Origin of the sequence: Streptomyces sp. NTH33, from assembly GCF_003236365.1 — a bacterium.
In the GTDB taxonomy this organism is placed as follows: domain Bacteria; phylum Actinomycetota; class Actinomycetes; order Streptomycetales; family Streptomycetaceae; genus Streptomyces.
This window is the reverse complement of record NZ_POTZ01000305.1, coordinates 1-8,552: the sequence shown is the minus strand read 5'-3', so window position 1 is coordinate 8,552 and position 8,552 is coordinate 1. Positions and strand designations below refer to the sequence as shown.

At 68.6% G+C, this 8,552-nt stretch carries 8 protein-coding genes and 1 pseudogene; 7 read left to right on the top strand and 2 right to left on the bottom strand.

All coding sequences use genetic code 11. From position 1 onward, the window contains the following. Positions 1–139: 139 nt before the first annotated feature. Positions 140–448: a small hydrophobic protein gene (locus tag C1I97_RS25120; protein WP_111005445.1), complete on the top strand. Its 309-nt coding sequence runs from the start codon at positions 140–142 to the stop codon at positions 446–448. A 49-nt stretch (positions 449–497) separates the two neighbouring features. Here C1I97_RS25120 and aceE read toward each other — a convergent pair whose 3' ends face one another. Beyond that, positions 498–3,245 carry a pyruvate dehydrogenase (acetyl-transferring), homodimeric type gene (gene aceE / locus C1I97_RS25115; RefSeq protein ID WP_111005444.1) on the bottom strand — a complete coding sequence of 916 codons (2,748 nt, stop codon included), beginning with the start codon at positions 3,243–3,245 and terminating at the stop codon, positions 498–500. Positions 3,246–3,656: 411 nt separating this feature from the next. On the opposite strand from aceE, the gene C1I97_RS25110 reads away from it, so the two are divergent. From C1I97_RS25110 to C1I97_RS25085, 6 genes are all read left to right on the top strand, one after another. Continuing rightward, positions 3,657–4,094: a DUF3052 domain-containing protein gene (locus C1I97_RS25110; protein WP_181446900.1), complete on the top strand. Its 438-nt coding sequence runs from the start codon at positions 3,657–3,659 to the stop codon at positions 4,092–4,094. Positions 4,095–4,292: 198 nt separating this feature from the next. Beyond that, positions 4,293–4,751 carry a peroxiredoxin gene (locus C1I97_RS25105; protein WP_111005442.1) on the top strand — a complete coding sequence of 153 codons (459 nt, stop codon included), beginning with the start codon at positions 4,293–4,295 and terminating at the stop codon, positions 4,749–4,751. A 149-nt stretch (positions 4,752–4,900) separates the two neighbouring features. Beyond that, positions 4,901–5,476 (top strand): TerD family protein, encoded by a 576-nt coding sequence (locus C1I97_RS25100; protein WP_111005441.1) that lies wholly within the window; start codon positions 4,901–4,903, stop codon positions 5,474–5,476. Between the two features lie 112 nt (positions 5,477–5,588). Continuing rightward, entirely contained in the window at positions 5,589–6,167 is a 579-nt protein-coding gene (locus tag C1I97_RS25095; protein WP_073952013.1) for a TerD family protein, read from the top strand. Between the two features lie 61 nt (positions 6,168–6,228). Further along, entirely contained in the window at positions 6,229–7,374 is a 1,146-nt protein-coding gene (locus C1I97_RS25090; RefSeq protein WP_111005440.1) for a DUF475 domain-containing protein, read from the top strand. 162 nt (positions 7,375–7,536) lie between these two features. Further along, entirely contained in the window at positions 7,537–8,274 is a 738-nt protein-coding gene (locus C1I97_RS25085; protein WP_111005439.1) for a TerD family protein, read from the top strand. A 45-nt stretch (positions 8,275–8,319) separates the two neighbouring features. Here the strand turns inward: C1I97_RS25085 and C1I97_RS40730 are convergent. Next, positions 8,320–8,552, bottom strand: a pseudogene (locus C1I97_RS40730) (TerD family protein); the annotation flags it as partial.

Genomic DNA, 8,552 nt, shown 5'->3' with positions numbered 1-8,552 from the left:
CCGGTTCCTTCCGTCGAAGCCGCCCGCGCGCCGCTGGAGAGGGGCGGGCGGCGCGCGGGCGGCTTCGACGGAAGGAACCGGGGTACCCGCATCCGTGAACCCAAGGTAACTCCAACTCGACAACGGGTTCAGGGAGTTGATGATGGCGGGCTTCGGACGCGGAACGCGCGGGTACCCCCGGTCACGTGGCCGGACGTGGTCACGGACCGGGCCGGACCGTGCGACGCTCGGGATCATCGGAACCATCTGCGCGGTCGCCGGGTTCTTCGTGCTGAGCATCATCCTCGGGCCGGTGGCGGTCGTCTGCGGCTGGCTGGCGATGGGGCGCAGCTGGGCGGGCAACCGCTCGCTGCCGGCCCTGGTCGCCCTGGTCCTGGGGGCCATCGACACGCTGCTGGCCATCGTCGCGCTGGCCGGGGCGGCGACCTGGGGCAACGGCATGTTCTGACGCGGCCACGGGCGGCGGGGCCGCAGACCCCGCCGCCCGTGGAGCGGCCCTACGCGTCGCCGCCCGCCGCTCCCGGGTGCGCCGCCGTCACGTCGAGGAGCTGGTAGCGGTCGATGGCCTGCTTGAGGACCGACCGGTCGACCCTCCCCTCCCGGGCCAGCTCCGTCAGCACGGCCACCACGATCGACTGCGCGTCGATGTGGAAGAACCGCCGGGCCGCACCCCGGGTGTCGGCGAAGCCGAAGCCGTCGGCGCCCAGTGACTGGTACGTCCCCGGCACCCACCGCGCGATCTGGTCCGGCACCGACCGCATCCAGTCGGAGACGGCCACGAACGGCCCTTCCGCCCCGCTCAGCTTCCGCGTCACCCACGGCACCCGCTGCTCCTCCTCCGGGTGCAGCAGGTTGTGCTCCTCGCACGCCACGGCCTCGCGGCGCAGCTCGTTCCAGGAGGTCGCCGACCAGACGTCGGCCCTCACGTTCCACTCCTCGGCGAGGATCCTCTGCGCCTGGAGCGCCCACGGCACCGCCACGCCCGACGCCATGATCTGCGCCGGGATCTCGCCCGCGGTGCCCTCGCCGATCCGGTGGATCCCCTTGAGGATGCCCTCGACGTCCACGCCCGCCGGCTCGGCCGGCTGCTGGATCGGCTCGTTGTAGACGGTGAGGTAGTAGAAGACGTCCTCGCCGTGCGGGTGCTGCTCGTCGCCGCCGTACATCCGGCGCAGGCCGTCCTGCACGATGTGCGCGATCTCGTACGCGTACGCCGGGTCGTACGCCACGCACGCCGGGTTGGTCGAGGCGAGCAGCTGGGAGTGGCCGTCGGCGTGCTGCAGACCCTCACCGGTCAGGGTCGTACGGCCGGCGGTCGCGCCCAGGACGAAACCGCGCGCCAGCTGGTCGGCCATCTGCCAGAACTGGTCGCCGGTGCGCTGGAAACCGAACATCGAGTAGAAGACGTACACCGGGATCAGCGGCTCGCCGTGCGTGGCGTACGCGGAGCCCGCCGCGATCAGCGAGGCCGTGCAGCCGGCCTCGGAGATGCCGTCGTGCAGCATCTGCCCGGTCGGCGACTCCTTGTAGGCGAGCAGCAGATCGCGGTCGACCGCCTCGTACTGCTGGCCCAGCGGGTTGTAGATCTTCGCGCTCGGGAAGAAGGAGTCCATGCCGAAGGTGCGGTACTCGTCGGGCGCGATCAGCACGAACCGCCTGCCGATCTCCTTGTCCCGCATGAGGTCCTTCAGCAGCCGGACGAAGGCCATGGTGGTGGCGATGGCCTGCTGCCCGGAGCCCTTCTTCACGGACGCGTACGTCTTGTCGTCCGGCAGCCGCAGCGGCGCGGAGCGCACGATCCGGGTCGGCACGTAGCCGCCGCAGCCCTTGCGGCGGTCGTGCATGTACTGGATCTCGTCGCTGTCGCGGCCCGGGTGGTAGTACGGCGGCGGGCCGGACTCCAGCTCCTGGTCGGAGATCGGCAGGTGCAGGCGGTCGCGGAAGTGCTTGAGGTCGTCGACCGTCAGCTTCTTCATCTGGTGGGTGGCGTTGCGGCTCTCGAAGTTCGGGCCGAGCGTCCAGCCCTTGACCGTCTTGGCCAGGATGACCGTCGGCTGGCCCTTGTGCTCCAGGGCCGCCCTGTACGCCGCGTAGATCTTGCGGTGGTCGTGACCGCCGCGGCCCAGCATCAGGATCTGGTGGTCGGTCATGTGCTCGACCATCTTGCGCAGCCGGTGGTCGTCGCCGAAGAAGTGCTCGCGGATGTACGCGCCGGACTCGGTGGCGTACGTCTGGAACTGGCCGTCCGGCGTGATGTTCATCTTGTTGACGAGCACGCCGTCGCGGTCCTGCGCCAGCAGCGGGTCCCAGGAGCGGTCCCAGATCAGCTTGATCACGTTCCAGCCGGCGCCGCGGAAGACGGACTCCAGCTCCTGGATGATCTTGCCGTTGCCGCGCACCGGGCCGTCCAGGCGCTGCAGGTTGCAGTTGACCACGAAGGTCAGGTTGTCCAGGCCCTCACGGGCGGCGATGGACAGCTGGCCGATCGACTCCGGCTCGTCCATCTCGCCGTCGCCGAGGAACGCCCACACGTGCGAGTCGGAGGTGTCCGCGATCCCGCGCGCGTGCATGTAGCGGTTCATCCGGGCCTGGAAGATCGCGCCGATCGGGCCGAGGCCCATGGAGACGGTCGGGAACTCCCAGAAGTCCGGCATCGAGCGCGGGTGCGGGTAGCTGGACAGCCCGTAGGGCGCCTTGGACTTCTCCTGGCGGAAGCCGTCCAGGTGCTGTTCGGTGAGCCGGTCCAGCAGGTACGCGCGCGCGTAGATCCCCGGGGAGGCGTGCCCCTGGAAGAAGACCTGGTCGCCGCCGCGGCCGTCGTCCTTGCCGCGGAAGAAGTGGTTGAAACCGACGTCGTAGAGGGAGGCGGAGGAGGCGAAGGTGGCGATGTGACCGCCGACGCCGATGCCCGGGCGCTGGGCGCGGGAGACCATCACCGCGGCGTTCCAGCGGGTGGCGTTGAGGATCTTGCGCTCGATCTCCTCGTTGCCGGGGAAGAACGGCTCGCTCTTGGTGGGGATGGTGTTGACGTAGTCCGAGCTGCGCATCTCGGGGACGGCCACGCGCTTCTCACGGGCGCGCTCGATCAGCCGGAGCATGAGGTAGCGGGCCCGCTCCCGGCCCCGCTCCTGGACGGCGGCGTCGAGCGAGTCGAGCCACTCCTGGGTCTCCTCGGGATCGAAGTCAGGAACCTGACTCGGAAGGCCGCCAATGATGATCGGGTTTCGATCGGATCCGGAAGCCACGCTGTTCCTTACCTGTCAGAGGGCTGACATATCTGGGGCGTTTCTGGGCTTGTTCTGGAGTTTCCCTGGGTTCCAGTCGGTTTGCCTGCCTGTGTCTGCACCGCTCCCCATCGTGTACCTCGTACGAGCCAAACGTCATCTCTACCCCGAGGTAACAAGCGCATCCCTCCGCGTCCCCGCCCGCACGCGGTTCCCGAACACGCAAACCGGGCGGAAGGGTGTGGTGTGTGTCACCGCCGGTCGCGATACCGTGTCAGGAGTTGCGGCGACACCGCCGGGATCGTCACCGTTTCGACGGTCCGAACCGCCGGGTACTTGCGCGATTCGGCCCGCCCGTGTGGACTACGGCCAATGCTTCGCGCACGCGCGTGGCTGGAAGACCCATATCGCAACATCATCAGGAGGCAACCCGTGAGCGCGACCGCGGACCACGCGGAGGAGCGGACCAACCCGGCCGGCAGGCTGGGTTTCCAGCCCGGGCAGGTGGTCCAGGAGATCGGCTACGACGACGACGTCGACCAGGAGCTCCGCGAGTCCATCGAGGAAGCGATCGGCAGCGAGCTCGTGGACGAGGACTACGACGACGTGGCCGACGCCGTGGTGCTGTGGTTCCGCGACGAGGACGGCGACCTGACGGATGCGCTGGTGGACGCCACCGCGTACATCGAAGAGGGCGGCGCGATCCTGCTCCTCACGCCGAAGACCGGCCGTGCGGGGTACGTGGAGCCGAGCGACATCTCTGAAGCCGCGACCACGGCGGGTCTGTCGGCGAGCAAGAGCGTCAGTGTGGGCAAGGACTGGAGCGGCAGCCGCCTGGCGACGCCGAAGGCGGCGAAGTCCAAGCGGTGACCTTTTCTCTCCGATGACCGTCGGCCGGTGCGGCCGGCCCCGGGGGCTGCGCCCCCGGGCCCCCGCTCCGGCCCGAACGGCCCCGTCCTCACTCGAGCGCCGGACGGGCCGGCTCGCACCCGGCCCGTCCGGCGGCCTGCGGTGATCACTGCGTAGGGTGGTCTCACCCGAACAGTCCCACCGAAGGGAAGCAGGACGATGGCGATCCAGGTCGGCGACAAGGCACCCGACTTCGAGCTCAAGGACAACCACGGCCGCACCGTGAAGCTGTCCGACTTCCGCGGCGAGAAGAACGTGGTGCTGCTCTTCTACCCGTTCGCCTTCACCGGCGTGTGCACCGGCGAGCTGTGCGCGCTGCGCGACAACCTGCCGAAGTTCGTCAACGACGACACCCAGCTGCTCGCCGTCTCCAACGACTCCATCCACACCCTGCGCGTCTTCGCCGAGCAGGAGGGGCTGGAGTACCCGCTGCTGAGCGACTTCTGGCCGCACGGCAACACTTCGCGCGACTACGGCGTCTTCGACGAGGACAAGGGCTGCGCCGTGCGCGGCACCTTCGTCATCGACAAGGAGGGCGTCGTGCGGTGGACCGTGGTCAACGGCCTGCCGGACGCGCGTGACCTCAACGAGTACGTGAAGGCGCTCGACGCCCTGTGACCCCCGGACCCGGCGACCCGGGCCCGACACCGGTGATTCATCGGCTTCAGGGCCTGCAGGGGCCGGGAACCCGTCACTAGGATCGAGTCGTTGATCCCATATCCGATGCACGACGGGGCTCCCGGCCCCCGGACACCAATGGAGGACTCGTGGGAGTCAGCCTCAGCAAGGGCGGCAACGTATCGCTGACGAAGGAGGCCCCGGGCCTGACCGCGGTCCTCGTCGGCCTGGGCTGGGACGCCCGCACCACGACCGGCACCGACTTCGACCTCGACGCCAGCGCGCTGCTGCTGAACAACTCCGGCAAGGTCGGCAGCGACCAGAACTTCGTCTTCTTCAACAACCTCAAGAGCCCGGACGGCTCGGTCGAGCACACCGGTGACAACCTCACGGGTGAGGGCGAGGGCGACGACGAGGTGATCAAGGTGAACCTCGCCGGCGTCCCGGCCGACGTCGACAAGATCGTCTTCCCGGTGTCGATCTACGACGCCGAGAACCGCCAGCAGTCCTTCGGCCAGGTCCGCAACGCCTACATCCGCGTGGTGAACCAGGCCGGCGGCTCGGAGATCGCCCGCTACGACCTGAGCGAGGACGCCTCCACCGAGACCGCCATGGTCTTCGGCGAGCTCTACCGCCACGGCGCGGAGTGGAAGTTCCGCGCCATCGGCCAGGGGTACGCCTCGGGCCTGCGCGGCATCGCCCAGGACTTCGGCGTGAACGTCTGAGCACAGGTCCGAACGACCGCAGCAATCCCGACCGTCCGGCGCCGCGCGTTTCAGTGCGGCGCCGGACGCGCAGGACAACCACACCGGCACCACCTCGGGGAGGACCAGCATCATGGGCGTCACGCTCGCCAAGGGAGGCAACGTCTCCCTCTCCAAGGCCGCACCCAACCTGACCAACGTCATGGTGGGGCTCGGCTGGGACGCGCGCTCCACCACCGGAGCCGACTTCGACCTCGACGCCAGCGCGCTGCTGTGCGCAGGCAACAACCGGGTGCTGGGCGACGAGTGGTTCGTGTTCTACAACCAGCTCAAGAGCCCCGACGGCTCGGTGGAGCACACCGGTGACAACCTCACCGGTGAGGGCGAGGGCGACGACGAGTCGATCCTCGTGGACCTCGGCAAGGTGCCGCCGCAGTGCGAGAAGATCGTCTTCCCCGTCTCGATCCACATGGCCGACGAGCGCGGCCAGACCTTCGGCCAGGTCTCCAACGCCTTCATCCGCGTCGTCAACCAGGCCGACGGCCAGGAGCTCGCGCGCTACGACCTGAGCGAGGACGCCAGCACGGAAACGGCCATGATCTTCGGCGAGCTCTACCGCTACCAGGGCGAATGGAAGTTCCGGGCCGTGGGTCAGGGGTACGCGTCCGGACTGCGGGGCATCGCTCTAGACTTCGGAGTCAACGTTTCGTAAAGCCACGTGCGGCGCGGGGGAGACCCGTAGAAATCCCGTACAGATACGGATTGGGTAGCCAGTGCTTCTGAAAACCTTCGGCTGGTCGTTCGCGGTGACCGCGCTCGGCCTGGTCGCAGCGGTCTTCTACGGGGGGTGGACCGCCTTCGGGATCGTGGCGATCCTCTCCGTCCTCGAGATCTCGCTGTCCTTCGACAACGCGGTCGTCAACGCCGGAATCCTGAAGAAGATGAATGCCTTCTGGCAGAAGATCTTCCTCACGGTCGGCGTGCTCATCGCGGTCTTCGGCATGCGGCTGGTCTTCCCCGTCGTGATCGTGGCCATCAGCGCCAAGATGGGCCCCATCGAGGCCGTCGACCTCGCGCTCACCAACAAGGACCGCTACCAGGAGCTGGTGACCGACGCCCACCCGGCGATCGCCGCCTTCGGTGGCATGTTCCTGCTGATGATCTTCCTGGACTTCATCTTCGAGGACCGGGACATCAAGTGGCTGCACTGGATCGAGCGGCCGCTGGCCAAACTGGGCAAGGTCGACATGCTGTCGGTCTGCATCGCCCTGGTGGTCCTGCTGATCAGCTCCTTCACCTTCGCCACCCACGCCCACCAGCACGGCGGCGGCCACGTCGACAAGGCCGAGACGGTGCTGATCGCCGGCATCGCCGGTCTGATCACGTACTTGATCGTCGGCGGCCTCTCCGGCTACTTCGAGGACAAGCTCGAGGAAGAGGAGGAGCGTGAGCACGAGGAGGAGGAAGAGGCCGTGCGCACCGGCAGGAAGCGCTCGGCCGTCGCCCTGGCGGGCAAGGCCGCGTTCTTCATGTTCCTCTACCTCGAGGTGCTGGACGCGTCCTTCTCCTTCGACGGCGTGATCGGCGCCTTCGCCATCACCAACGACATCATCATGATGGCCCTCGGCCTCGGTATCGGCGCCATGTACGTCCGTTCGCTCACGGTCTACCTGGTCCGCCAGGGCACCCTCGACGACTACGTCTACCTGGAGCACGGCGCGCACTACGCGATCGGCGCGCTGGCCGTGATCCTCATGGTCACCATCCAGTACGAGATCAACGAGGTCATCACCGGCCTGGTCGGCGTGGTCCTGATCGCCTGGTCCTTCTGGTCCTCCGTACGCCGCAACCGCGCCCTCGCGGCGGCCGAGGGAGAGGCGGGCCCGGACCGGAAGACCGAGGTTTCGTCGCAGGTGTGACCACCTCGGGGGTGTGACGGCCCTCTGGGTGAGGAACGCTTCTGTGCGGGGCGGCCGACGCGGACGACGGCGTCTTGAGCCGGGTCCTCGGGGCCGCCCCGTGGCGTACATGCGTACGTGCGTGCGGGGCCGGTGTGCGGTGAACTGGGGGCGGTACGGGAGATGGGGCTCTTCGACGGTCTGCTGGGCGGGCGCGCGGCCGAGTTCGACTCGGGCAGCGCGGCGTCCAACGCGATCGAGCTGACCAAACGGCACCGTCAGGTGTCGCTGACCAAGCAGGGCGCGGCCACCGGGCATCTGCGGATCAACCTGACCTGGCGGATGCGGAGCTCCGACATCGGCGGCCCCACCCGGCAGAGCCTGCTGCGGCACCCCTTCAAGGCGCTCAAGCCGCCGGAGGTGATCGGGCACAGCCAGAGCATGGTCAACGTCGACCTCGACCTCGGCTGCATGTACGAGCTGACCGACGGCACCAAGGGGGTCGTCCAGCCCCTCGGCAACTTCCTCGGCGACGTGAACGTGCCGCCGTACGTCAAACTCAGCGGCGACGACCGGTTCGGGTCGGGGTCCGGTGAGACCATCTACGTCAATCTCGACCACCGGGACGCCATCAAACGGCTGCTGGTCTTCGTCTACATCTACGACCAGACACCGGCCTTCGACCGCACCCACGCGATCGTCACGATGTACCCGAGCAACGGCCCCCGCATCGAGATCGGCCTCGACGAGCGCCATCCCCAGGCCCGCTCCTGCGCGGTCGTGCTCATCGAGAACGCCAAGGGCGAACTGACCGTCCGCCGCGAGGTCAGGTTCGTCTACGGCTTCCAGTCGGAACTGGACCGTCTGTACGGCTGGGGACTGCAGTGGGGCAGGGGCTACAAGTCCAAGGCGGGCCGGTGACCCCCATGGTCGCCCCGCCCCCGCAGAGCACCGCCGAGTACCTGTTCACCGCCCGATGAACTGCGGCCCCTGCGGTGGCAGCCGGAACTCCGGGTCCGGTGCGGGCGGATACCCGTACCCGGCCGCCACCGCCGGCTGCGGCGGCTGTTGCGGCTGCTGCGGGTACCCGTACGCCGGCTGACTCGCCGGATACGGGTATCCGTACGCCGCGGAAGTCGCCGGAGGCGCCGGCTGCTCCGGCGGCAACGGCTGCGCCGCCGCCCCCTGCGTCCGTCCCC